26 protein-coding genes are annotated in these 25,031 nt (G+C 62.5%); 22 read left to right on the plus strand and 4 right to left on the minus strand.

Annotated features, from left to right (window positions below; genetic code table 11):
• The first annotated feature begins 142 nt into the window (after window positions 1–142).
• The 8 genes from kynA (at window position 143) to grxD (ending at window position 7,720) form a co-directional block, all read left to right on the plus strand.
• Window positions 143–976 carry a tryptophan 2,3-dioxygenase gene (gene kynA / locus CHB97_RS17450; RefSeq protein WP_089289272.1) on the plus strand — a complete coding sequence of 278 codons (834 nt, stop codon included), beginning with the start codon at window positions 143–145 and terminating at the stop codon, window positions 974–976.
• Window positions 973–1,617 (plus strand): arylformamidase, encoded by a 645-nt coding sequence (gene kynB, locus CHB97_RS17455; RefSeq protein ID WP_089289273.1) that lies wholly within the window; start codon window positions 973–975, stop codon window positions 1,615–1,617. Before kynA ends, kynB begins: the two co-directional genes overlap by 4 nt.
• Before the next feature lie 85 nt (window positions 1,618–1,702).
• On the plus strand, window positions 1,703–2,434 hold the full coding sequence (locus CHB97_RS17460; protein WP_089289274.1) for a response regulator: 732 nt from the start codon (window positions 1,703–1,705) through the stop codon (window positions 2,432–2,434).
• Window positions 2,431–3,888, plus strand: a complete 1,458-nt coding sequence (locus tag CHB97_RS17465) for an ATP-binding protein (protein WP_089367474.1) — start codon at window positions 2,431–2,433, stop codon at window positions 3,886–3,888. The genes CHB97_RS17460 and CHB97_RS17465 overlap by 4 nt, the downstream gene beginning before the upstream one ends.
• A 157-nt stretch (window positions 3,889–4,045) precedes the next feature.
• A complete protein-coding gene (gene purQ / locus CHB97_RS17470; protein ID WP_089289276.1) occupies window positions 4,046–4,735 on the plus strand; it encodes a phosphoribosylformylglycinamidine synthase subunit PurQ in 690 nt (229 codons plus the stop codon).
• Window positions 4,732–6,960: a phosphoribosylformylglycinamidine synthase subunit PurL gene (gene purL, locus CHB97_RS17475; protein ID WP_089289277.1), complete on the plus strand. Its 2,229-nt coding sequence runs from the start codon at window positions 4,732–4,734 to the stop codon at window positions 6,958–6,960. Before purQ ends, purL begins: the two co-directional genes overlap by 4 nt.
• A gap of 75 nt (window positions 6,961–7,035) precedes the next feature.
• Entirely contained in the window at window positions 7,036–7,275 is a 240-nt protein-coding gene (locus CHB97_RS17480; protein ID WP_089289278.1) for a BolA/IbaG family iron-sulfur metabolism protein, read from the plus strand.
• A 106-nt stretch (window positions 7,276–7,381) separates the two neighbouring features.
• Window positions 7,382–7,720: a Grx4 family monothiol glutaredoxin gene (gene grxD, locus CHB97_RS17485; RefSeq protein ID WP_089289279.1), complete on the plus strand. Its 339-nt coding sequence runs from the start codon at window positions 7,382–7,384 to the stop codon at window positions 7,718–7,720.
• Window positions 7,721–7,857: 137 nt separating this feature from the next.
• Here grxD and CHB97_RS17490 read toward each other — a convergent pair whose 3' ends face one another.
• Window positions 7,858–8,301, minus strand: a complete 444-nt coding sequence (locus CHB97_RS17490; protein WP_089289280.1) for a MucR family transcriptional regulator — start codon at window positions 8,299–8,301, stop codon at window positions 7,858–7,860.
• A gap of 489 nt (window positions 8,302–8,790) precedes the next feature.
• Here CHB97_RS17490 and rpiB point away from each other — a divergent pair, with 489 nt between their 5' ends.
• The 9 genes from rpiB (at window position 8,791) to thiL (ending at window position 16,193) form a co-directional block, all read left to right on the plus strand.
• Window positions 8,791–9,252, plus strand: coding sequence for a ribose 5-phosphate isomerase B (gene rpiB, locus CHB97_RS17495; protein WP_089289281.1), 462 nt, complete (start codon window positions 8,791–8,793; stop codon window positions 9,250–9,252).
• A gap of 38 nt (window positions 9,253–9,290) precedes the next feature.
• Complete coding sequence (glyA, locus tag CHB97_RS17500; RefSeq protein WP_089289282.1) at window positions 9,291–10,580, plus strand: serine hydroxymethyltransferase; 1,290 nt, start codon at window positions 9,291–9,293, stop codon at window positions 10,578–10,580.
• A 95-nt stretch (window positions 10,581–10,675) separates the two neighbouring features.
• Window positions 10,676–11,143, plus strand: a complete 468-nt coding sequence (nrdR, locus tag CHB97_RS17505; RefSeq protein WP_089289283.1) for a transcriptional regulator NrdR — start codon at window positions 10,676–10,678, stop codon at window positions 11,141–11,143.
• Between the two features lie 14 nt (window positions 11,144–11,157).
• Window positions 11,158–12,291: a bifunctional diaminohydroxyphosphoribosylaminopyrimidine deaminase/5-amino-6-(5-phosphoribosylamino)uracil reductase RibD gene (ribD, locus tag CHB97_RS17510; RefSeq protein WP_244559586.1), complete on the plus strand. Its 1,134-nt coding sequence runs from the start codon at window positions 11,158–11,160 to the stop codon at window positions 12,289–12,291.
• 91 nt (window positions 12,292–12,382) lie between these two features.
• Window positions 12,383–12,973, plus strand: a complete 591-nt coding sequence (locus CHB97_RS17515; protein WP_089289284.1) for a riboflavin synthase — start codon at window positions 12,383–12,385, stop codon at window positions 12,971–12,973.
• A 2-nt stretch (window positions 12,974–12,975) separates the two neighbouring features.
• On the plus strand, window positions 12,976–14,118 hold the full coding sequence (ribB, locus tag CHB97_RS17520; RefSeq protein ID WP_089289285.1) for a 3,4-dihydroxy-2-butanone-4-phosphate synthase: 1,143 nt from the start codon (window positions 12,976–12,978) through the stop codon (window positions 14,116–14,118).
• Between the two features lie 47 nt (window positions 14,119–14,165).
• Window positions 14,166–14,630 carry a 6,7-dimethyl-8-ribityllumazine synthase gene (locus CHB97_RS17525; protein WP_089289286.1) on the plus strand — a complete coding sequence of 155 codons (465 nt, stop codon included), beginning with the start codon at window positions 14,166–14,168 and terminating at the stop codon, window positions 14,628–14,630.
• Window positions 14,631–14,640: 10 nt separating this feature from the next.
• On the plus strand, window positions 14,641–15,192 hold the full coding sequence (gene nusB, locus CHB97_RS17530) for a transcription antitermination factor NusB (RefSeq protein ID WP_089289287.1): 552 nt from the start codon (window positions 14,641–14,643) through the stop codon (window positions 15,190–15,192).
• A complete protein-coding gene (gene thiL / locus CHB97_RS17535; protein ID WP_089289288.1) occupies window positions 15,189–16,193 on the plus strand; it encodes a thiamine-phosphate kinase in 1,005 nt (334 codons plus the stop codon). The genes nusB and thiL overlap by 4 nt, the downstream gene beginning before the upstream one ends.
• A 76-nt stretch (window positions 16,194–16,269) precedes the next feature.
• On the opposite strand, the gene CHB97_RS17540 is transcribed toward thiL, so the two are convergent.
• Both CHB97_RS17540 and CHB97_RS17545 read right to left on the minus strand, forming a co-directional pair.
• On the minus strand, window positions 16,270–17,052 hold the full coding sequence (locus tag CHB97_RS17540) for a hypothetical protein (protein ID WP_089289289.1): 783 nt from the start codon (window positions 17,050–17,052) through the stop codon (window positions 16,270–16,272).
• Window positions 17,053–17,164: 112 nt separating this feature from the next.
• Window positions 17,165–17,650 carry a flagellar biosynthesis regulator FlaF gene (locus CHB97_RS17545; protein WP_371333112.1) on the minus strand — a complete coding sequence of 162 codons (486 nt, stop codon included), beginning with the start codon at window positions 17,648–17,650 and terminating at the stop codon, window positions 17,165–17,167.
• A 551-nt stretch (window positions 17,651–18,201) separates the two neighbouring features.
• Between CHB97_RS17545 and CHB97_RS17550 the strand changes: the two genes are divergently transcribed.
• Entirely contained in the window at window positions 18,202–21,156 is a 2,955-nt protein-coding gene (locus CHB97_RS17550; protein WP_160105978.1) for an adenylate/guanylate cyclase domain-containing protein, read from the plus strand.
• Window positions 21,157–21,415: 259 nt separating this feature from the next.
• On the opposite strand, the gene CHB97_RS17555 is transcribed toward CHB97_RS17550, so the two are convergent.
• Window positions 21,416–21,736: a ribbon-helix-helix domain-containing protein gene (locus tag CHB97_RS17555; RefSeq protein WP_089289292.1), complete on the minus strand. Its 321-nt coding sequence runs from the start codon at window positions 21,734–21,736 to the stop codon at window positions 21,416–21,418.
• A 200-nt stretch (window positions 21,737–21,936) separates the two neighbouring features.
• Between CHB97_RS17555 and CHB97_RS26475 the strand changes: the two genes are divergently transcribed.
• The 4 genes from CHB97_RS26475 (at window position 21,937) to CHB97_RS17570 (ending at window position 25,029) form a co-directional block, all read left to right on the plus strand.
• Window positions 21,937–22,098 (plus strand): hypothetical protein, encoded by a 162-nt coding sequence (locus CHB97_RS26475; protein ID WP_160105980.1) that lies wholly within the window; start codon window positions 21,937–21,939, stop codon window positions 22,096–22,098.
• Window positions 22,099–22,169: 71 nt separating this feature from the next.
• A complete protein-coding gene (locus CHB97_RS17560; RefSeq protein WP_244559588.1) occupies window positions 22,170–23,420 on the plus strand; it encodes a YcaO-like family protein in 1,251 nt (416 codons plus the stop codon).
• 93 nt (window positions 23,421–23,513) lie between these two features.
• Window positions 23,514–24,260 carry a TfuA-like protein gene (locus CHB97_RS17565; RefSeq protein WP_089289293.1) on the plus strand — a complete coding sequence of 249 codons (747 nt, stop codon included), beginning with the start codon at window positions 23,514–23,516 and terminating at the stop codon, window positions 24,258–24,260.
• A 79-nt stretch (window positions 24,261–24,339) separates the two neighbouring features.
• Window positions 24,340–25,029, plus strand: coding sequence for a Crp/Fnr family transcriptional regulator (locus tag CHB97_RS17570; protein WP_244559589.1), 690 nt, complete (start codon window positions 24,340–24,342; stop codon window positions 25,027–25,029).
• Window positions 25,030–25,031 lie beyond the last annotated feature (2 nt).

Raw genomic sequence — 25,031 nt, forward strand, 5'->3', positions numbered from 1 at the left:
GGCGAGATGCCGGGCAAGCCAGCCTTATACAGGGTGGATGGTGAAATGATGCAGCGCTTTTGCAGCGGGGCGCCCAAAAGCCATGCTATATCGGCCGGTAACAGACGGCCCCGGCGGCCGGGCAGCCAGACAGAAGGCTTCCATGAAAAAGACCAGTGTCGATCTTTCGACGGAGAATATCCATCAGGCCCCGCCGATGAGTTACGGCGATTATCTGGGGCTGGATGCCCTGCTTTCCTGCCAGCATAACCGCTCAGCCGAACATGATGAGCTGCTGTTCATCATCATCCATCAGTCATCGGAACTCTGGATGAAGCTGTGCCTGCATGAACTGGCGGCGGCGCGGGAGCAGATCAGGCGGGACGATCTCGGCCCCGCCTTCAAGATGATCGCGCGGGTGGCCCGCATCCAGGCCCAGCTGATCCAGGGCTGGGACGTGCTGTCCACCATGACGCCGGCCGATTACAGCCGGCTGCGCCCGCATCTGGGGCAGAGTTCGGGTTTCCAGTCCTGGCAGTACCGGCTGCTGGAATTCATGCTGGGCAACAAGAATGCCGGGATGATCCCGGTCCATCAGGGCGACCCGGCCACCCATGACAGGCTGCTGGCCGCACTGGGCGAACCGTCGCTTTATGATGAATGCCTGGCCCTGCTGGCCCGGCGTGGCTTTGCCATCCCTGACAGCCACCTGTCGCGCGACTGGTGGGAACCCTATCGCAGCGACAAGGCGGTGGAGGCGGCCTGGGCCGCCGTCTACCGCGATACCGCCACCCATTGGGAGCTGTACGAGCTGGCGGAAAAGCTTGTCGATCTGGAATATCGGTTCCAGCAATGGCGCTTCAGCCATATGAAGACCGTGGAGCGCATCATCGGTTACAAGCAGGGTACGGGCGGCAGCGCCGGCGTCTCCTATCTGGTCAAGGCGCTGGACCTGTCCTTCTTCCCCGAACTGTTGAGCCTGAGGACGGCGCTATGAGCGGGAAACTCTGGGATATCAGTCAGAAGGTGCGGGTCGGCATCCCGGTCTGGCCGGGCGACAGCGCCTATCGGGAAGAACGGACCTGGAGCATCGGGCCCGGCTGTCCCGTCAATGTCTGCCAGATCAGCCTGTCCACCCATACCGGCACCCACACGGATGCGCCGCTGCATTATGATGATGCCGGCCTGCCGATGGGCGAGGTGCCGTTGGACACCTATATCGGCCCCTGCCAGCTGCTGACCATTCCGCCCGGTGTGGGGCTGGCCGGTGTGGCGCATGTGGTCCCCTTCTTCCAAGGGGGCACCAGCCGCCTGCTGCTGCGCACCTTTGAACGCTTCCCGAATGGCTGGATCAGTGATTTCACCGCCATCGACCCGGCTTTGATGGATTGGCTGGCGGCGCGTGGCGTGCGGCTGATCGGTACCGACGCGCCGTCGGTCGATCCACAGGACAGCAAAAGCCTGGATGCCCATATGGCTGTGCGCCGGCATGGCATGGCGATCCTGGAAGGGTTGGTGCTGGATGGCGTGGCGGACGGGTTTTACGAACTGATCGCCCCGCCGCTGCGGCTGGCCACGGCGGATGCCTCGCCCGTGCGGGCGGTGCTGCGGGAACTGTCCTGTCCGCAGGGTGGTTGACATAATTTGATACCAGTTCGCCTTTGAATGCGGCGGGAAGCCGTGCGAATTTTGGCAGGCAATCGCCCCCTTGCCTGCCAGAGCCATGTCATCCGAAGCGCCGCATATTCTTGTTGTTGATGATCACCGCGATATCCGGGAAACGCTGGGCCGTTTTCTGGAAAAGCACGGGATGCGCATCACCACGGCGGAGGACGCGGCCATGGCCCGTCGCCGCCTGCGGGCTGCTGCTGTCGATCTGATTGTGCTGGATGTGATGATGCCGGGCGAAGATGGCCTGTCGCTGTTCCGCCATATCCGGGAGACGATGGACACGCCGGTCATCTTTCTGACCGCCATTGGGGAACCGATGGACCGCATTGTCGGGCTGGAAATGGGGGCGGACGATTATGTCACCAAACCGTTTGAGCCGCGTGAACTGCTGGCCCGCATCCGCGCCGTGCTGCGCCGCAGCCACAGCCTGCCGGTGGGCGGCGGGCGCAAGCGGGGGGAGGAGACGCGGCTGGCCTTCGACCGCTGGGTTCTGGATTTGGCGCGCCGCGAACTGACGGGGGAAGATGGGGTCGTTGTCTCCCTCTCTACCGCTGAATTCTCCCTGCTGGAAGCGCTTGTTCGCCATCCCAACATGGTCTTGTCGCGTGAACAGTTGCTGGACCTGACCAAGGGGCGGGAGGCGGATGTGTTCGACCGTTCCATCGATAATCAGGTCAGCCGCCTGCGACGCAAGATCGAACCCGACAGCCGCAATCCCAGCCTGATCAAGACCGTCTGGGGCGGCGGCTATTGTCTGGCGGCTGCCGTGACGCCAGCGCCATGAACCATCCGCCGTCGCCCCCCGCCCGCTTTGCCCGACTGCGCGCCACGCTGGCCCGGCCGCGCAGCCTGTTCACCCAGATGGTATTCCTGCTGGTGGCGGCCGTGCTGGTGGCCAAGCTGGGCAGCTGGACCGCCTCGCTGGATGAAAAGGCCGAGGCCGTCCGCCGCACCCATATTGAGGAGATGCTGCAGCGTGTCGGTGGCACAGCGCGCATCGTTTCCACCTTGCCGCCGGAATATCGGGGGCGGGTGTTAAAGGCGATTGCCAGCAGCAATACCCGCTACTCGCTGGACGATATCCCCCTGCTGCCGGTTGATTATCGCCCGCGTAACGCGACGGACCGGACCATTTGGGACAAACTGGCCTTTTATGGCAACGCGCCGGCGGACAGGGTGCGGTTCAAGACCTGGATCAAGGCGGAAAATGCTGTGCCGGACTTGTTCCAGAATCCATGGTCCTCCCTGGCCCCGTTCGATATGGGGATGAAATTTTCCATCCAGCTTCCCGATGGCCAATGGCTGAACGCCCTCAACCGCCGCACGGTGACGCCGGATATCTGGAGCGATGTGGCCACCGGGTCGGTGCTGACCTCCCTGATCATGGTGGCGCTGGTCGCCTTCTACATCTCCCGCCGGATGTCGCGCCCGCTGCGCGCGCTGGCTGATGGGGCCGACCGGCTGGGCCGGGGGGAGAGCGTGGCGCCCCTGCCCAACAATGTCGGGCCGGAGGAGGTACGTCGTGCCACCCAGGCGTTCAACGCCATGGGCGAACGTATCCGCCGCTTCGTTGATGACCGCACCCGGATGCTGGCTGCCGTCAGCCATGACCTACGCACCCCCATCACCAATCTGCGCCTGCGCGTGGAATTGCTGGAGGAGGGGGAGACCAAGGCGCGGATGCTGGAAACCCTGGATGAGCTGCGCAGCACGGTGGAGGCCGCCCTGGCCTTCAGCCGGGAAGAGGTGGGGGAGGAGGCGGTGAAGGCCGATCTGGCGACCCTGGTGGAAAGTGTCTGCGATGATTTCGCCGATACCGGCCAGCCGGTTTTCTTTGCCGGGGCGCCGCGTCTGGCCCTGGTCTGCCGCACCAACAGCCTGCGCCGGGCCGTGCGCAATCTGGTGGAAAACGCCGTTGCCTATGGCGGGGTGGCCCGCGTCTCCCTGGAACGGCGGGGGCATGAGGTGGAAATCACCATCGCCGATGAGGGCCCCGGTATCCCGGAAGGGGAGGTGGAGCGGGTCTTCCAGCCCTTTGTTCGGCTGGAGGCATCGCGCAACCGCCGCACCGGCGGCGTGGGGCTGGGGCTTTCCATCGCCCGGTCGGTGGCGCGCGGTCATGGCGGTGAGGTGCGCCTGCGCAACCGGCTGGCGGGCGGGCTGGATGCCATTATCATTCTGCCGGTACAGACAGAACCGGAACATGCCGCCCCCGGCCCGCAGCGCCGGGCGGCCTGAGGCACCCCGCACAAATGGGGGGCAGCCATCAGGCGAGGGGGGGATGGCGATCCTTGCAATAGGAACGGAGCGGAAGTAGGTTCCGCCCGCATCGGGGGCACCGTCCCGCTGACGGTTCTCCGCCCTTCCCTCCACCTCCAGGAACGGGTCCCGCGGGATGAAGTCCGCCGTCATCGTCTTTCCCGGCTCCAACTGCGATCGTGATATCGCGGTGGCGCTTGAGCAGGCCTCCGGCCGTAAACCCCATATGGCTTTCCACAAGGACACCGATCTGCCGGATGTCGATGTGATCGCCGTACCGGGCGGCTTCTCCTATGGCGACTATCTGCGCTGCGGCGCCATGGCCGCCCATTCGCCCATCATGAAGCTGGTGAAGGAACGCGCCGCCAAGGGCGTGCGCGTTGTCGGCATCTGCAACGGCTTCCAGATCATCACCGAGGCGGGTTTGCTGCCCGGCGCGCTGATCCGCAACAAGTCGTTGAAATATGTCTGCCGCACGGTGGGCCTGACGGTGGAAAGCACCGACAGCGACTTCACGAAGAAGTACGCCAAGGGCCAGGTGATCGGCATTCCGGTCGGCCATGGTGAAGGCAATTACGTCGCCGATGAGGAGACGTTGAAGCGCCTGGAAGGCGAAGGGCTGGTGGCGTTCCGCTATGCCGCACTGCCCGGCCAGAGCGCTGAACAGGCCAACCCCAATGGTGCCACCAACAACATTGCCGGCATTTTCAATGCAGAGCGCAATGTGCTGGGGATGATGCCGCATCCTGAACGCGCCTTTGATCCGCTGCATGGCAATACCGATGGCCGTGCCTTCTTCGATAGCCTGGTGGAGAGCCTGTCGTGAGCGCCACGTCCTGGAAAGAACCTGAGGTCACTGAGGCACTCGCCGCCGAACATGGCATCAAGGCGGACGAATATGTCCGCCTGCTGGAGATTGTGGGCCGCACGCCCACCTTCACCGAGCTGGGCATCTATTCGGTGATGTGGTCGGAGCATTGCTCCTACAAGTCGTCCCGCGTCTGGCTGAAGAAGTTCCCGACCAAGGCCCCCTGGGTCATCTGCGGTCCGGGTGAAAATGCCGGCGTCATCGATATTGGTGACAATCAGGCCGCCATCTTCAAGATGGAAAGCCATAACCACCCCTCCTATATCGAGCCCTTCCAGGGTGCGGCGACGGGTGTTGGCGGCATTCTGCGCGACGTGTTCACCATGGGCGCGCGCCCGATCGCCAATCTCAACGCCCTGCGTTTTGGTGAGCCGTCCCACCCGAAGACCCGTCAGCTGGTCGCCGGTGTGGTGTCGGGCATCGGCCATTATGGCAATTGCGTCGGCGTGCCCACCGTGGGTGGGGAGACCAATTTCCACAAGGCCTATAACGGCAATTGCCTGGTCAATGCCATGACCGTGGGCATCGCCGATCAGGACAAGATTTTCTATTCCAAGGCTGCCGGTGTCGGTAACCCCGTCGTCTATGTCGGTTCCAAGACAGGCCGTGACGGTATCCACGGTGCCACCATGTCCTCGGCCGAGTTCACCGAGGATAGCGAGGCCAAGCGCCCGACGGTGCAGGTGGGTGACCCGTTCACCGAAAAGCTGCTGATCGAAGCCTGCCTGGAACTGATGAACACCGACGCCATCCAGTCCATCCAGGACATGGGTGCCGCCGGCCTCACCTCCTCTTCGGTCGAAATGGCCGGCAAGGGTGGTTTGGGCATCGAGCTGCATCTGGAAAAGGTGCCGCAGCGTGAAGTGGGGATGACCCCCTACGAGATCATGCTGTCGGAAAGCCAGGAGCGTATGCTGATCGTGCTGAAGCCCGGCCACGAGGAAGAGGCGCGCGCCATCTTCGACAAGTGGGAACTGGACTTCGCCGTCATTGGCCACCTGACCGATACCGGCCATTTCGTGCTGAAGATGCATGGCCAGACCTATTGCGATCTGGAACTGGCCCCGCTGTTCGATGCGGCCCCGCTCTATCACCGCCCGACGGAGCCGACGCCGGAACAGCCGGCGCTGGACCTGGACGAATCCGCCCTGTGGCCGTCCGATCTGTCGCTGGCCGATATCCTGGCCAAGCTGGTGGCCTGCCCTGATCTGGCCTCCAAGCGCTGGATCTGGCAGCAATATGACAGCCAGGTGGGTGCCGACACCCGCTTCATCTCGGGCCAGTCCGATGCCGCCGTGGTGCGTGTGCATGGCACCAACAAGGCGCTGGCCATGTCGTCCGACGTGACCCCGCGTTACTGCTTTGCCGATCCGGTGCGCGGCGGGATGCAGGCGGTGGCGGAAAGCTATCGCAACGTCTCCGCCGTGGGCGCGCTGCCGCTGGCCATCACCGACAACATGAATTTCGGCAACCCGGAAAAGCCCCGCATCATGGGCCAGTTCGCCGGTTGCGTGGAAGGTATGGCGGAAGCCTGCCGGGTGCTGGATTATCCGGTCGTCTCCGGCAATGTCTCGCTCTACAACGAGACCAACGGCGAAGGCATCCTGCCGACCCCGACCGTGGGCGGCGTTGGCCTGCTGGCCGATGGTCACAAGGCGGTCGGCCTGGGCTTCAAGAATGATGGCGACGTCATTCTGCTGGTCGGTGAGACCGAGGGCCATCTGGGCCAGAGCCTGTATTTGCGCGAAATCCTGGGCCTGGAGGCCGGCCCCGCTCCGGCGGTGGACCTGGAAGCCGAAAAGCGCCACGGCACCTTCGTGCGCGAGTCCATCCAGGCTGGCCTGATCACCGCCTCACATGACGTGTCGGATGGTGGCTTGCAGGTGGCTCTGGCTGAAATGGCCATGGCGTCGGGCAAGGGTGCTGATCTGGCCGGGCTGGATGGCTGGCACATTGCCGAGCTGTTTGGTGAGGATCAGGGCCGTTACGTGCTGACGGTGAAGCCGTCGGATGTGGATGCTGTGGAAGCCAAGGCCGCCGAGGCCGGCGTCACCCTGACCCGCATCGGTACCGTGGGTGGCGACAGCTTGACCGCCCCCGGCGGGCACGCCATCTCTGTGGCGGCCCTGGTGGAAGCCAATGAAAGCTGGCTGCCGGCCTATATGGACGGCAAGCTGGGGTAAGTCTGTTTCCGGCTGGCGGCGTCGCTTGACGCTGTCAGCCGGAACATCCCCTGTTTTGAATGAGGAACCCGCCCCATGGCGATGCAGGCATCCGAGATCGAGGCATTGATTCGCGAGGCGTTTCCCGACGCCGTGGTGCGTATCGACGATCTGCGCGGCGATGGCGACCATTATGCTGCCTATGTGGAAACCCCCGCCTTCAAGGGCAAGACCCGCGTGGCCCAGCATCAGCTGGTCTATGCAGCCCTGAAAGGCCGCATGGGGGGCGAGCTGCACGCGCTGATGCTGACCACATCAGTGCCCAAGGACGCTTGATTGGGTCGCTGAACGATCCCCTGTTACAGGCGTCACTTCGGCGCTATATGTTGTGGCATGTGTCGCACGCCCCTTGGGGCTGGGACGGTTTTAGGGAAATGTAAGAATGGACCAGACGGTTGCCGAGCGCATCAAGCGCGACCTCGCCGACAATGACGTCGTGCTGTACATGAAGGGGACGCCGGTGTTCCCGCAGTGCGGCTTCTCCGCCGCCGTTGTGCAGGTGCTGAGCCACCTGGGCGTGAAGTTCAAGGGTATCGACATTCTGGTCGATCCGGCCCTGCGCCAGGGCATCAAGGAATTCACCAACTGGCCGACCATCCCCCAGCTTTACGTGAAGGGCGAGTTTGTCGGCGGCTGCGATATCGTCCGCGAAATGTATGAAGCGGGTGAGCTGCAGGATCTGCTGCGGGACAAGGGCGTTGCTTTCGGCGACGCCGCCTGATCTTCAGTCAGATAAGAAGTAAAAAGGCCGCCCTGGATCTCCAGGGCGGCCTTTTTACTGTCAGGGCGGTGTTATGTCATTTAAAGGGGGCGTCTGGTCAGGAAACCGCAGCCCCCATAGGTCCATCGACAGCGGTGTCAGCCGCGACGACGACCAGCGCGTACCGATGACCCGCGCCCCAGGCCTATCTTCTTGGCAAACTCCGACCGCTGCGCGGCGTAGTTCGGCGCCACCATCGGATAGTCCGGCGGCAGGCCCCATTTCACCCGGTATTCATCCGGGGTCATGTCGTAAGTGGAGCGGAGATGCCGCTTCAGCATCTTCAGCTTCTTACCATCTTCAAGGCAGATGATATATTCAGGCGTGACGGAACGTTTGATCGGCACGGCCGGACGCACCGGCTCTGCCGCTGCTTCCTGCGGCGCACCCTGAAGCCCGGTGAGGGTGGAGTAAACCGCGTTGATCACTTCCGGGAGCTGCTGTGTCTGCAGTGTGTTCTTGCCGACATAGGCAGAAACGATTTCTGCCGTCATCCGCAGAAGATCGCCTGTCTGCAGCTCATTACCCAGCTGATCGGTCATTGTGTCTTTTCCCAAATTGCGCCCAGCGATGTTTTCGCTTCGCACGGCGGTGAAATTATGTCAACGGGAAACATCTGCATCATTGTTTGGATTACTTGCTGCTGTTGTTGTGTCAAAGTTTATATAACACCTTGGTGAAACAGTCAGGCTGGACCTTCCGCTACTGCCACTGGGGTCCAACTGTAGTAGGCCTATATCCAATGTTATAGCGGGCCGACCCTTTGGCAATTTGTCATGCAGGTGCATGATAGATATCAATTTCCAACTATTTACGACTCGGGGGTTCTTGCACCCCAACGTGGCCGTCGGCCTGGTCGCAGGCAAGCGCCGGGGGCAGGGCGGGCTTGCTCTCCCATCCGCTTGCCGGTTCTGGTGCTGTGGGAAACCATCTGCTAGGGTCGCCTGCGTCAGACACCCCCAAACTCTGGGGTGTTTTACCCTGTTGGTCCCGCATTGGGGCGCGCAACGGTACTGGGATAAGGTGGCACCATGAATGGCGAGGCAATTGGCACCCTGGCAGGCCCGCTGACGATTGCGATTGCGTCCGATCATGCCGGGCCGGAACTGAAGGCCCAGATTGCCGCGCAGCTGCGCGATCTGGGTCATGCGGTGCTGGATTTGGGCACGGATGGCAGCGCCTCGGTCGATTATCCCACCTATGCCGATGCGGTTGCCGCTGCGCTTGCCGACGGGCGCGCCGCGCTGGGTGTGTTGATCTGCGGTACTGGCATTGGCATTTCCATTGCCGCCAACCGCCATCGCCATGTGCGCGCGGCCCTGTGCCACAGCCCGACAGATGCGCGGCTGACCCGTTTGCACAATGACGCCAATGTGTTGGTGCTGGGTGCCCGCACCACCGGCATTGAGGTGGTGAAGGACATTGTCGCCACCTTCTTTGCCACCCCATTCGAAGGTGGGCGTCATGCCCGCCGCGTGGCCATGCTGGGCTGAACCCGGCGGCCTTTCCTACTGTTGAGGATCAGACGATCATGGACAGCATTCAGGGTTCCCCCTTCTTTTCCGACCGGCTGGCCGCCGCCGACCCCGATCTGTATCAGGGTATTGCCAAGGAACTGGCCCGGCAGCAGGAACAGATTGAGCTGATCGCCTCGGAGAACATCGTTTCCGCCGCCGTGCTGGAAGCCCAGGGCTCCGTCCTCACCAACAAGTACGCGGAAGGCTATCCGGGCAAGCGCTATTATGGCGGTTGCGAATATGTCGATATCGCTGAACAGCTGGCAATCGAACGCGCCAAGAAGCTGTTTGGTTGTGAATATGTTAATGTGCAGCCGCATTCCGGCGCTCAGGCCAATCAGGCCGTCTTCATGGCCCTGCTGCAGCCGGGCGACACATTCATGGGTATGGATCTGGCCGCCGGCGGTCACCTGACCCATGGTGCGCCGGCCAACCAGTCCGGCAAGTGGTTCAAGGTCGTCTCCTACGGGGTGACCCGCGACACCCACCTGATCGATTATGACGATCTGGAAGCCAAGGCGCGCGAACATAAGCCCAAGCTGATCATCGCTGGCGGTTCCGCCTATCCGCGCGCCATCGATTTTGCCCGCTTCCGCAAGATCGCTGATGAGATCGGCGCCTATTTCATGGTGGACATGGCCCATTATGCGGGTTTGATCGCCGCGGGCGTCTATCCCAACCCGCTGCCGCACGCCCATGTGGTGACCACCACCACGCACAAAACGCTGCGCGGCCCGCGCGGTGGCATGATCCTGTCCAATGATTTGGATTTGGGCAAGAAGATCAACTCCGCCGTGTTCCCCGGCCTGCAGGGCGGCCCGCTGATGCATGTCATCGCCGCCAAGGCCGTGGCCTTTGGTGAGGCGCTGCGGCCGGAATTCAAGACCTACGCCGCCAATGTCGTTGCCAATGCCAAGGTGCTGGCGGAACGGCTGGTGGCCGGCGGTCTGGATATCGTGTCCGGCGGCACCGACAGCCATATCGTGCTGGTGGACCTGCGTCCGAAGAAGCTGACCGGCAAGGCCGCAGAACATGCGTTGGAAAATGCCGGCATGACCTGCAACAAGAACGGCGTGCCGTTCGATCCGGAAAAGCCCTTCGTCACCTCGGGCGTGCGTCTGGGCAGCCCGGCCGCCACCACGCGCGGCTTCGGCACAGCCGAATTCGCCCAGATCGGCGACATGATCGTGGAGGTGCTGGACGCGCTGGCCGTCAGCAATGGCGATAACAGCGCGGCGGAAACCCGGGTGCGCGAACGGGTGCAGGCACTGTGCCGCCAGTTCCCGATTTATCCGAACCTGTAATGTGAGTGACACCGCGCCCTGGCATACAGGGCGCGGTTTTGTTTTGCACGCCAATGAATTAGAATAAAAAATACAGGGATGAATGGAGGCTTCGTATGCGCTGCCCGTTCTGCGGGAATGACGACACCCAGGTGAAGGACAGCCGCCCGACCGAGGATAACTCGGCCATTCGGCGGCGGCGTTTCTGTTCGTCCTGCGGTGCCCGGTTCACGACATTCGAGCGGGTACAGCTGCGCGAATTGACCGTGGTGAAAAGCTCCGGCGCGCGGGAGCCGTTTGACCGGGAAAAGATGCTGCGCTCCATGCGCATCGCCCTGCGCAAACGCCCGGTGGATGCAGACCGGATTGACCGTGTGGTTAATTCCATCGTCCGTCAGCTTGAAAGTTCCGGGGAGACGGAAATCCCGGCGACCCAGATCGGCGCCATGGTGATGGACAGCCTGAAGGCGCTCGATAAGGTCGCCTATATCCGTTATGCCTCCGTCTATAAGGATTTCCGGGAGGCGACGGATTTCAACCAGTTCGTTGAAACCCTGCGCACCGACGTGCTTGCCCCTGAGTGAGTGGAACTTCGCCGATGCCGGCATCTGGTTTTTCGCCGGCGGACCATGCCCATATGGCGTCCGCCCTGGCCCTGGCTGAAACGGGGCTGGGCCGGGTCTGGCCCAACCCCTCGGTGGGCTGTCTGATCGTTAAGGATGGCCAGGTGCTGGGCCAGGCGGTCACCGCACCCGGCGGCCGGCCGCATGGGGAGACCCAGGCTTTGGCTCAGGCGGGCGATGCTGCGCGTGGCGCCACCGCCTATGTCAGCCTGGAACCCTGCAATCATCATGGCAAGACCCCGCCCTGTTCGGAGGCGCTGATCGCTGCCGGGGTGGCGCGGGTGGTGGTGGCCTGTGAAGATCCGGATCCGCGTGTCTGCGGCGGCGGCATCCGTCGGCTGCGGGAAGCCGGCATTCAGGTGGATGCCGGCCTGATGGCGGCGGAGGCGGAGGCGCTCAACGAAGGTTTTATCAACCGCATCCGCTATGCCAAGCCGATGGTCAGCCTGAAAATGGCCACCAGCCTGGACGGCCGTATCGCCACCCGCAGCGGTCACAGCCAATGGATCACCGGCGCGCCGGCGCGGGAACAGGGGCATCGCCTGCGCGCGAACCATGATGCCATCATGGTGGGGATCGGCACGGCCCTGGCCGACGATCCGGAACTGACCTGCCGCCTGCCGGGGCTGGAGGATCGCTCGCCGGTGCGGGTGGTGCTGGATACAAGGTTGCGTCTGCCGCTGACGGCCAAGCTGGTGCAGCAGGCGACCAGGGTGTCGACCTGGATCGTCACCCTGCGTCACGGGGCGGAGGCTGCGCGGACCCAGGCCTTCATCGATTGCGGTGTACAACTGATTGAGATTGAACCGGAAACCCCCGGCGAAATCGCCATCGGCACTGCCCTGCGCGCGCTGGCAGCGCGGGGGGTGACACGGGTGTTGGCGGAAGGGGGATCCCGGCTGGCCGCTTCCCTGCTGCGCGCGGGGGAGGTGGATCGCCTGGAATGGTTCCGGGCGCCGATGGTCATTGGCGGCGACGGGCTGGGGGCGGCGGCCGGTTTCGGCATTGACGATCTGGCCGATGCGTTGCGTTTCCGGCGGGTGGATGTGCTGCCGCTGGGCGACGATCTGCTGGAACGCTATCGCCGTGCCGTGCCCCGGTCCCGTTGAGGGACAAGGGCGTGTCCGCACAGCGGGGCCATGCGTGAACCGCAGAGAAATCCCGCTCGCAACTTGCGCCTTATCGACCTAATTTATTCGCATGTTTACAGGCATCATCACCGACATCGGCCGGATTGCCGACATCGAGCATCGTGGCGACCTTCGCCTGACGATCGAGACCCGCTATGACCTGTCGCAGGTGGCGTTGGGCGCGTCTATCGCGTCCAACGGCGTCTGCCTGACGGTCATTGAGAAGCTGGCCGGCGCTTATCGCGTCGATGTGTCGGCGGAAACCATCGCCAAGACGACGGTGGGCGACTGGGTGGTGGGCACGCCCGTCAACCTGGAACGCTCCCTGAAGCTGGGGGATGAGCTGGGGGGGCATCTGGTCTATGGCCATGTCGATGGTATTGTCACCGTGCTGTCGGTGACGCCGGATGGCGACAGCCACCGCTGGCGCTTCCAGGCCCCGGCCAATCTGGCCCGCTATATCGCGGCCAAGGGCTCGGTGGCGCTGAATGGCGTCTCCCTGACCGTGAATGAGGTTGAGGGCGATGTGTTCGGCGTGAACATCATCCCCCATACCGCGCAGGAAACCACCTTCGGCCAGATCGGGGCCGGGGCGCGGGTGAACCTGGAAGTCGATATGCTGGCGCGTTACGTCGCCCGTCTGGTTGGAAAAGAAGGCTGAAAATGTCCGCTCCCGAATCCCGTCTGCCGCCGGATGACCGCGCGGTGCTGAGCAGCACCGAAGAACTGATCGAGGAGGCCCGCCAGGGCCGCATGTTCATCCTGGTCGATGATGAGGACCGGGAGAATGAAGGCGATCTGGTCATCCCGGCCCAGATGGCGACGCCGGAAGCGATCAATTTCATGGCCCGCTATGGCCGTGGCCTGATCTGCCTGACCATGGACAGCCAGCAGATTGAGCGGCTGCGCCTGCCGCTGATGGCGCAGCAGAACGGCACCCGGCACCAGACAGCCTTCACCGTGTCGATTGAGGCGCGGGAAGGGGTGACGACCGGCATTTCCGCCGCTGACCGCGCCCGCACCGTTCAGGTGGCCATCGACCGCAATGTCGATCCGCGCGATATCGTGACGCCGGGCCATGTCTTCCCGCTGCTGGCCCGCGATGGCGGCACGCTGGTGCGCGCCGGCCATACGGAAGCCTCGGTCGATTTCTCCCGGCTGGCCGGGCTGAACCCGTCGGGCGTGATCTGCGAGATCATGAATGACGATGGCACCATGGCCCGGATGCCGGATCTGGTGACGTTTGCCCAGCTGCACGGGCTGAAGATCGGTACCATTGCCGACCTGATTGCTTATCGCCGTCGCACTGAAACCATTGTCGAGCGCAGCTATCGCACCACGCTGGAAAGCCATTTCGGTGGCCGCTTCGAAATGGTGATCTATCGCAATCGGATGAGCGGGGCGGAACATATCGCCCTGGTGAAGGGCGATGTCGCCGCCCCCGGCCCGGTGCCGGTGCGGATGCATTCGCTGGATATTGTCAAGGATCTGCTGGGTGACACCCGCCATGGTCCGCGCGGCGGCCTGGAAGGCGCCCTGCGCACCATCGCCGGGGAGGATCGCGGCGTGGTGGTTGTCATGCGCGACGCACAGCCCTTCTCCCTGGCCGACCGGGTGCGCAATGTCGATGACGGCAATCTGGAACCGTCGGGCGAATTGCGCGACTATGGGATCGGCGCGCAGATCCTCAACGATCTGGGCGTGCGGGAGATGGTTTTGCTGAGCAATACCAAAAAGACGGTGGTGGGCCTCGAAGGCTATGGGTTGACCATTGTCGGCCAGCGCGCCATACCCACCGCCTTCTGAGTTGCCGGCAACCCGTCGCTTTCGTCTTTTTACAGGAAGAATCAGCCATGGCCGACGCGCCCCATATCATGATCGTGGAAGCCCGCTTCTACGAGGATCTCGCCGATGAACTGGTGAAGGGTGCCGTGGCCGAGCTGGAGAAGGCCGGCGCCACCTATGAAATTTTCCAGGTGCCCGGTGTCTATGAAGTGCCGGCAGCCATCCAGTTCTCCGTCCGCTCGATGGATTTCTATTCCGGTCGCCGCCGTTTTGATGGTTATGTGGCGCTGGGCTGCGTGATCCGGGGTGAAACCACCCATTATGATTACGTGTGCAATGAAAGCGCGCGTGGCCTGCAGGATCTGGCCCTGCGCTACACGCTGGCCATCGGCAATGGCATCCTGACCACCGAGAACCGGGAACAGGCCTGGGTGCGTGCCGCCGTCAATCAGAAGAACAAGGGCGGCTTTGCCGCAAATGCCTGCTTGCAGATGATCGCCCTGAAACAGCAATTCCGCCTTTTTTCCCGCTGAGTTTTGAATCATGCCGCCGCGCAAGAAGATCGCCCTGCCGCCCAAGCCGGAGCCGCCGCCCAAGATCAAGCCCACCGGCTCTGCCAAGGCCCGGCGCAGCGCTGCCCGTCTGGCAGCAGTGCAGGCGCTGTACCAGATCGATCTTGCCGGCACGTCCAGCGATGCGGTGATCATGGAATTCGTCCGCCACCGCATCGGGCAGGAGCAGGATGGCGACGAGTTCGTGACGGCAGAACCGGTGCTGTTCGGCGATATCGTGCGCGGCGTCCAGGCCCGTCTGGGCGAGGTGGATGAGCTGCTGGGCGGTCTGCTGGACCGGCAATGGTCGCTGGACCGGATGGAACTGCTGCTGCGGGCCATCCTGCGCGCCGGGGCCTGGGAATTGCTGGCCAATGCCCCGGTGGCCCCGCACATCATCATCAATGACTATATCGACGTCACCCACGCCTTCTTCGCGGGGCGGGAGCCCGGCATGATCAATGGCGTGCTGGACAAGCTGGCCCGCGCCCTGCGGCCGGAGGAAATGGCAGCCAAGGCGGCGGCCAAGAAGGCCGGTTCGTGACGCAGGCCAAGGCAGGGGCAGGGTTGGGGGAATTCGGCCGGATTGCCACCTATTTCCGGCCGCTGGCCGTGGGCGTGCCCGGCGCCTTCGATCTGACGGATGATGCGGCCGTGCTGGATGTGCCGGCCGATCAGCAGCTGGTGGCCACCTGCGATGGCATGGTGGCCGGTGTGCATTTCCTGCCCGGCGATGATCCGGCCGATCTGGCGCACAAGATCCTGGCCGTCAATATGTCGGACCTGGCGGCCAAGGGGGCCGAACCCCTGGCCTATAGTCTGGTGATGGCGCTGCCGCGCGGCACCAGCGATGAATGGGTCGCCGCCTTTGCCGCCGGATTGGGCGTTGCGCAGCGCGCCTTCAAGATCAACCTGCTGGGGGGGGACAGTGTCTCCACCCAGGGGCCCCTATCGCTGACCATCAATGCGCTGGGCATCGTGCCACGCGGCACGATGATCCGGCGCAAGGGCGCCCGGCCGGGTGATGCGGTGTTTGTCACCGGCAATATTGGCGATGCCGCCCTGGGCCTGAAACTGGCCTTGGGCACGTTGGCCCAGCCGGTGCCGGATGCCGACCGTGCCTATCTGGTGGGACGATTGCGCCGCCCCTCTCCCCGGCTGGAACTGGTTGCCTCCCTGCGGGTTTTTGCCACAGCGGCCCTGGATATCTCTGACGGTCTGGTGGGTGACCTGCGTCATCTGGCCACGGCCAGCAATGTCGGCATCGCGCTGGATGCCCGCACGGTGCCGCTGTCGCCCGCCGCTGCCCGTCTGGTCACCCGCCAGCCGGAGCTGCTGAGCGCCGTGCTGACCGGTGGTGATGATTATGAGGTTGCTTTCACCGCCCCGGCCGGCAAGGGCGATGATATTGCCGCTGCCGCCAGCAGCGCCGGCATCACGGTTACCCGCATCGGCCGGGTGACGGAAGGCCCGGTGGGTGTGGCGGTGTTGGGCATGGGTGGTGTGGAAATGCCCATCGGCCAAGGCGGCTGGGAACATCGCTGAGAGTGACGGCCGTACAAACGCAAAAGGGCGGTCAGGCTGCAGCCTCACCGCCCTTTTTCATGTCCCTAATCCGATATCAGCCGCCGAACATGCCCATCAGCTTCTGCGTCCCACTCTCCCCTGTTGGGGTGTAGGACTGGGTTTGCAGCATGTTCTGCAATTCCAACTGTGCGGAAGAAAGTTGCGGTGTGCTGCTGGCGGCCGTCGCCTGCTTGGCGATGGTATCATAGTCGGTCTTGTACAGACCCTTCGACAGCTGGATGGCGTAATTCTTGTCCTCGATGGGCTTGCCCTTCTCGTCCAGCGAGGTGGTGCCATCATGGGTGACCTTGATGAAATATTCACCATTGTCCAGCTTCAGGTCGCCATTCTGCAGGGCCTTGTAACTTTCGTTGCTCTTGCCAGTGCCTTCCTTGCTGTCGGCCAGAACCCCGCCATAGCGGGTCATCACCTGCACACGCAGTCCCGGATCGCTGACCATGCCCAAGGTGATCGAGCCGGTTCCCTGCGTGGTAAAGCGATAAACATCGCCCTTGTCGCCCTTCTTCAGGGCGCTGTAGACATTCAGTCGAGTGCTGTCTGCTACCAGATTGCCAATATCGGTGGCCGAACTGGTGGTGGCATAGGCGGATTTGTTAACCTGCTTTTCCAGGGTCTGAACATTGATCTTGGACTGCGCCAGCGACTGTTCTTCCTGCTTCTTCTGCTTTTCCTGAAGCGCGGCAACGCTATCGCCAATTGTCGACAGATCCGCGACGGCCTGGGCAGCCTTTACCTTGCCTTCAGCAATGGCTTGGCTGGCGGCGGCGAGGCTGGCGGCAGTATCAGTGCTGCTGGAAGAGAGAATGGACGTGACCATGGCAGACCCTTTCCAAGATCCATGATCGGCAGGAGAACCGAATTACCGACCATTCTAGGTCGGAATTAGATAAAATGCAATCAATCACTCGTCTGAAACGGCCGGATATCGATCAGATCGATATGCTCAGTTTGCCACTTGGCATTGGCGGGTGATTGGGCTTCGGCATCGGCGGCGGCGGGACCGGTGCAGAGGCCTGGGACGGGGCGGCGACAGGGCTGTTACCCGCCGCCGGCCGCTGCGACAACCCTGTCGCCACCGCCCGGTTAATATCAATCAGCCGATCAAGCTTTGTCGTATCCAGGTCAATCAGCCGATCAAAGGTCTGCCGATCAACGATGATGGACAAAGTAAGAATATTGTCCCGCACATCACGCGGCAGCGGACATTCCGGATCGACCATGGAGGTCTGGAAAATGGTCCAGAGCCGCTGGTTGAGCGAGAGAGCCTGACGCAGCAGTTCCGGATTCTCCGGTGCCTGACGCGCATGGATCAGGCGCCGGGCTGCTTCGGTCAAACCCCAAGCCTCCACATCGCGGGGATCCTCGGAGACGGGGCGGTTTGTGTAACCGGTCGCTGGCTTCATAACGGGTGCCATGTCCTGTGAACGGACCAATAAGACAGATGCATTATTCCACAATGGGGTACGTCCCACAAGAATAATGCCCTGCGCTGCGTCAACGGGCGCCAGCCATCCGCATGGCCCCAACCGCATGATGGGGTAGATTGGCTAAAAATTAATGAACAGACTGCGCAGCAATTTTGGCCCTACGCACCGGCGCCCGGGCATTTTTGGCCATGGCTGAACTGCTCAATGGACGATCGTCACGGTGTTGTGCCAGCAGCACGAAATCATGACCGATCATATTACATGGCCGCGGCAGCCACCTAAGGTGCACATGGCCGGTCGTCATCCACGCGAACCAAAGACAGCGCTCTGGATAGCCTATCATAAAAGAGGCGTCGGCATTGCCTGGGTATCGCATATGTTATAATTCAAATACTGAACTTTTCTTCCGGTATCTTCAGATAAAGTCGGCTATTGCACCGACCGTTGGTGGTGCTATCCTGACGATCTGTACTTTTGTAATACGTTGGGCGCGTCGTTCCTTGGTTTAGCCGTTGCCGGGCTGGCCGGGGTGTGATGGCGTGAAGGTGGACAACGTGTCGGCAGCAGGCTTGCAGTTCGGCTTCATCGCGCCTGGCGCGCAGCGTGCTGATCTTGGCGCGACGGAAGAGGCTGACCGCCGCACGGCGACGATCTTTTTTTGTGACATCGTCAACTCGACGCAGTTGATCGCCCCCAGTGATCCGGAAGACGCGCGCGATCTTCTGAATGGGGTGATGGACGTGATGGTGCGGCACATCCAACATTATGGCGGCACGGTCTGCCAAAGGTTGGGTGATGGCGTTTATGCTGTCTTCGGTGCCCCGGCCGCGCAAGAAAACCATGCTGTGCGGGCCTGTGCTGCTGCCGATGCCATCGTGCGGGAGATTGCGCGAGGCCAGACCTGTGCTGTCCGTGTTGGCCTGTGTTCTGGTGAAATTGTCTGGGATGGCAGCGCGCTTCGCCACCAGAACGGGTCCCCCGCCGTCGGCCGTGCCGTGCATGCAGCAGCGAAGCTGCAGCAGGCATCCCAACCCAATCGGGTCCGGTTGGCGGACAGTACCGCCGCGCTGGCAGCCGATTGGGTGGATATGCGGGCTGCCGACCTTGTGTCGCTGACGGCACTGGACAGGATCGGCACGTTCGAACTGTTAGGTGTTCGCCGCCGCCGCCTGCATCGTGGCCAACAACTGCCCATGGTCGGGCGGGAGGTGCTGCGACGTACATTATCCAGTGCTTTGGCGGCGCTGTCGAATAATCCGGAGACACCGGCGGCAAAGCCTGCCCCCCTCATGCACATTGTCAGTGGAGAAGCGGGGTTGGGTAAGTCCCGCCTGCTATCCTTGCTGGCGGCAGAGGCCCGCTGGCGTGGCGTGCGGGTGGTGGAATGGTCGATTTCTGCCATTGAACCGGTGGGGGCGCCCCAATTACTGCAGGAACTTGTCGGCGAATTGCTGGATTGCCCCGCCGGGGGCAGTGCTGCGGAAAGTCTGGCGGCGATTCTGGCGGCCGGTGTCTCTCACCCTCTGGCGGAAGCGTTAGCCGGGTTGTTGCACCCTGTGGCCGACATATCACCGGCCGCTGCGACGGAGCGGTTGGCAATGGCCGCCCGTGCCGTGGCGGAGTTGGCCATTGTCGCGGCGCGGCGCCGCCCGATTCTGCTGGTGGTCGAAGATTTGCAGTGGGTCGGCAGCGAGTTGCTGGCGGTTCTCTGCGCCTTGTTGCGGCGGTGCCGCGGCGAGCCGATCCTGATTCTCGGCAGTAACCGCGCTGTGCGCCCGCCCGAAATACTGACGGAAGCGGGGGAGGTCCGCGGTCATGTCCTTTCGCCCCTGAATGCGGGTGATGCACGGGCGTTGCTGGACAGCTATATGGGCCGTGATCCGGCTTTGGCCTCCATAAAGGATGAGCTGCAGCGTCGGGCGCAGGGGAACCCCTTCTTTCTGATCGAATGTGTCCGGGTGCTGGTGGATCAGGAGGCGCTGGCGGGCCCGGTTGGTGGTATGCGGCTGGGCACGCCCACATCACGCCGCTTGCCGGATTCGGTCCAGGCGCTGTTGGCAGCCCGCACCGATCGTCTCGCGGCGGCGGCCCGCGATGTCTTGCGGGCCGCCGCGGTCATCGGCCCGACCTTTGACATCGGTCTGCTCTCCGCCCTTACCGGCTGCACCGTGCCCAGCCTGCCATTGGCAGGCTTGTCCGATGCAGGATTCATTGATGAAACACGTTTGCTGCCGCGGCTGGAATATAGTTTCCATCATGCCCTGATGCATGAAGCGGTTTACGAAGGCATTACCCGGCGGGAACGACAGCGGCTGCATGGCCGGGTGGCGGAGTTGCTGGAAGGAGAGCATTTTGCTCAGTTGCCGGGCCGGCTTGCGGCCCAGGCCCGTCATGCTGACAATGCCAAGCTTTGGCCGGTGGCAGTCCGTGCCGGCCGTGCCGCCGGGAAGGAGGCATTGCAGCGCTCGCTGGCGGCAGAGGCCGTCTCCCTGTTTGCTCTCGCCGTGCGGGCCAATGATCAATTGCCGATGGATGGAGAGAATGCGCGGACCGGTATTGACCTGCGGTTGATCCTTGCGCGGGCGGCCATGCCGGCCGGTGATCGCGACCGTGCCCTGGCGGAGTTGGAGCGCGCTGTCGAACTGGCCCATCAGACGGGGGATGAGGATCGGGCCCTTGCCGGGCTGGTTCAGCAGGTCAGTTACGAATGGGTCTATGGCGGGCTGCATCATGCCTTGTCACTGGCTGACCGGGCGCTAAGGCTGTCCGGGGGAGGTCAGCCCTCGTCCGCGCATCCGGAGGTGCAGATCCTTGCTGCCTGCTGTCACATCGAAGCGGGTAACCTGGAGGAAGCGCAGAAGCTGCTTGATCTTGCCGACCGGGCGGACGCCTGGCAGGCCCATCATCCGGGCCGCTTCATGATGGTGGATTGCCCGATGCTGATCGCCATCATGCGCGCCCGCTGCCAGCTTCATCAGGGGCTGGACGCGTCGGCGCTGATGCAACAGGCGTTACAACGGGCGGATGACGGCAGCTATCCGTTCAATCGTATTTATGCGCGTGTCTATGCTGGAGAGATCCTGCAACGGCAGGGCCGTTATCCCGAACTGCTTGCCCTGTGCAATGAAGCCCTGTCCATCTCGGCCGCCGCCGCTTCGCCGCTGCTGGATAATGTGCTTCATGCCCGGCGGGGTCTGGCATTGGTCGAACTGGGGCGCCGCATTGAAGGGCTTGCCGAAATTGAACAGGCAGAGCACAGCGCCGCAGAACGCGGGGCCATCCTCCATGCCTCGCTGGCACGATATTGCCGTATTCTCGGATTAACGCGGATCGGTCTGCTGCGTGACGCCGAACAGGAGCGGCTGCAACTGGAAGCAACCGTCCAGCGCTATGGCTATGGTCTGCTCAGCCGTTTTCTGGCTGAAGAGCGGCAATTGCTGCCGTGCGAGACTGGCGTTGTCGCCGAGCACACGTATATTGGCCCTGGAGATTGAAGCAGGTGACCGGTTGCGATCATTGCGACAGGACATAATAGCAGCTGCACGAAATCATGATCTATGGTCACGCTTTCGGGCCCCTCAATCGCCGGCGGGCGCTTCAGCGCTTTTGGCTACGCGGCATGGTCCGCGCGGCTGCAGTCGCCGCCGTCTCATCGGTCATGATTTTGTGCTTCTGGTATAATGTAAGCAAAGCCCGGATCTGCTCATCCACATTTTACACGATGCACTGCATCGGTTATATGCCGTTTGTGGATCAGCTGCGGTTGAAGTCCTGCAATAAAGACTGGTTGTTCCCGCGTGAAACTGAGCGGTAATAAGCGACCAGGAAGGCGCGGATCGTCGCCGTGAGCGACGCGTTTTGATGCTGGCGCCGGGAGACGACACTGATCACCTGGTGAATGGACATGGCCTCCCGTTCCGCAATCTCATGCAATGCCTGCCACATAACGGCCTCCAGCCGAACGCTGGTGCGATGGCCTTCAACCCAGACATTATGACTGATCAATTGTCCATCGACCTCCAGATCATGGGGTTCGTAGACGGTAATATCGTTAGTGCCATGGATGATATTCATGGGCGGCCTCGCCTGAACGGGATTGTTTAAGATCGTTGCTCAACGACCTTCGCTATAAACATAGTCGATCAGATGCATACAGTGCTGTGAAGCACTTCACATTTCGAAATGGTCCTTTCGCATTAGGGTCTATTGCGAGGCAGGGCTAACATTCCTCGCCCACATTTGTAACCCTACAACCTTTTATGAAGGAGACTCCCATGCTCATCCGTGGCGCTGATGGTCGTTTGTATCGTGTTGGGCCGAACGGGGCCGAAGTTGTCACTGCTTCTGCCGCCATGACGACGCAGGTTCGCGTGGCCGCGCCGCGTCTGGCGATGGATGTGGGTGCCAGCGCCGAACTGCACAGCGCCCGCAGCTGACGGGCTTGCCGGCCCGAACCGGTCGGTTCGGGCCGGCCCGGCTTTCTTCCAGGGTGGACGCGGGTAGAGAAATGCCGCGGGAGGATGCGATGGAACAGGTACGGGTGGCAGAATGGGACGGTATCGCCTCGCCGCAATGGCGGCGGTTGGCCACGCCGGAGGAAACGCTGGCACGTGTGACGCCGCTGTTTGGCCTGTTCGGGATCACCCGGGTCGCGAATGTCACCGGTCTTGATCAGGTTGGGATTCCGGTTGTCATGGTCAACCGGCCTAATTCTCGCTCCTTGGCTGTTTCCCAGGGCAAAGGGCTTACCTTGGCGGCGGCGAAGGCATCGGCGGTGATGGAGAGTATCGAATCCTGGCATGCTGAGCGGCCGCAGCTGGCGCTCCGCCACGGTTCATATGAGGATCTCCGATACAGTCTGCCGCTGGTCGATCCTGGACTGCTGCCCTGCCAGATGGACAGTTATTTCACCCCGCATACCCAGCTTCTGTGGGCAGAGGGCACCAATCTGGCCGATGGCGCCAGTTGCTGGGTGCCCTATGAGATGGTGCATACAAATTATACGCTGCCGCTGCCCACCGGGCACGGTTGTTTTCAGGCCACGTCCAATGGCTTGGCGTCGGGCAATCATTGGATCGAGGCGGTCATTCATGGCCTCTCCGAGGTGATAGAGCGGGATGCCCGAACCTTGTGGAACCTGCTGCCGGCCGAAGCACAGGACGATACGCGGATTGATCTGGAAACCGTCGCCGATCCGGCTTGCCGCAGCCTGTTGGCCCGCTTCGCCCGTGCCGGCGTGGCGGTTGGTGTCTGGGATATGACGGCCGATACCGGTGTGCCCACCTTCATCGCCCGCATTGCCCAGGCTGATGGCGGTGCCTCCCGGCAGGTGCGGCCGGCCAGTGGCTACGGCACCCATCTCGTGCCGGAAATTGCCTTGGCCCGTGCCTTGACAGAGGCGGCGCAGAGCCGGCTGACCTTCATTTCTGGTGCGCGCGATGACATGCAGCGCGAGGAATATGATCGCTTCCTGTCCGAACAGGAGCAGATTCTCTGGCTGGATCGCATTCGCCTGGGGGCCCCGGTGCGTGATTTTAACCAGATTGCCAGCTGGCGCGGCGTGTCGCTGCGGGCTGATCTGGCTGAACTTCGCCTGCGGTTGAGCCGGGCTGGTGTGGAGGATGTTATCGTCGTCGATTTGTCCCGCGCGGAAATCGGCATTCCTGTGGTCCGGGTGATTGTGCCCGGGCTGGAGGGGGTGGATGGCAGCCTCAATTATTGTCTGGGTGCTCGGGCCCGCAAGGTTGCCGGTCTTTAAACCTTGGCAGCAGATGCTGCCAAGGAGTTTCACGAAATCGACGATTCATCCCATCCGTTCGGAGCGGGATCGTTGGGTGCGAGGAGAAGCAGCATGTCCAATCCCGTCATCATTTTTCTGGGCCCGACCCTGGCACTGGCATCGGCGCGCCGTGTGCTGGACGCGGATTACCGCGCACCTGTGGCCCAGGGTGATGTGCTGCGCGCGGTGACAGAACGCCCGGCGGCCATTGCCATCATTGACGGCTATTTCGCCAATGTGCCGTCTGTCTGGCACAAGGAAATTCTTTATGCCCTCTCCCAGGGCATTCCCGTCTTGGGGGCGGCCAGCATGGGGGCATTGCGGGCCGCAGAACTGCACCCGTTCGGGATGCAGGGGGTGGGGGCGATCTTTCAGGCCTATGTCGATGGTCGTCTGGAGGATGATGATGAGGTGGCGGTAACCCATGGACCGGCGGAATTGGGTTATCCGCTGCTCTGTGAGGCGATGGTGAATATCCGGCGCACCCTTTCGGACGCCATGGCGGCGGGGGTACTCACCTCCCATGATCGTTCGCACCTGCAACGCATCGCCAAGGATTTGCCTTATCAGGACCGCTCCTATGGTCGGCTGCTGCGTGATGCGGTGGAGGAGGGGCTGGACGCGGGTGCCATGGAGCATTTCCGGGGCTGGCTGGCCCATGGCCGGGCAGATCAGAAGCGGGAAGATGCGCTGGCCTTGCTGAGCCTCCTGGGCCAGGGTGTGCATGAAGGCAGCCTGAAAGTGCAACCGGGCTTCGCCTTTGAGCATACTTTCATGTGGGAAAAGGTGGCCCGGCCAGTGCTGTCGACGCGCGCATGACTTGCATTTTCTGCTCGCCGCATCAATCATTTGCATATGGCCCGGTGCTGCTGCCGGGTATCATGGCGGGAAGAAACCTGTGTCGCTGACCGTTGATCCGGCGCTGCTGCGCCGGAACCAGCTCTTCAGCATTCTCAGTGACGCCGAAATGGAGGCGATACTGGGATTTGCCCGCTTGCGCCGGGTGCAGGCGGAAGAGCGCATCTTTGCCAAGGGCGATCCGGGCGACAGCCTCTATGTGATTCTGCGTGGGCGCGTTGCCGTCCAGACAGAGTCGCGGGAGGCCAAGCTGATGCTGCTCAATATCCTGGATGCCGGTGCGGTGTTCGGGGAAATTGCCATGCTGGACGGGGGGGAGCGTACAGCCACCGTCATGGCACAGGAGCCGGGGGAGCTGCTGCGCATCGACCGGCGTGATTTCATGCCCTTTCTGTCTCAACATCCCGATCTCTGTATCCGCCTGATGGGCGTGCTGTGCCAGCGGGTGCGCTGGACCAGCGCCATTATCGAGGATACCGTCTTCCTTAACGTCACCCGGCGTCTGGCCAAGCGTATCCTGATCCTGGCGCGGGATTTTGGTCGACGCACGGAAAAGGGTATCCGCATCGCCGCCTTTATGAGCCAGGAAGATTTGGCCAACATGCTGGGCGTGTCGCGGGAGATCGTCAATAAGACGCTGAAAAGCTTCCAGGCGTCGGGGGCCATCACCTACCGCAACGGCTATATCGTCGTTCAGGATGAAAGCTTTCTGGAACAGCTGGCGCGTTAAGC

Source organism: Azospirillum sp. RU38E (assembly GCF_900188385.1).
GTDB lineage: Bacteria > Pseudomonadota > Alphaproteobacteria > Azospirillales > Azospirillaceae > Niveispirillum.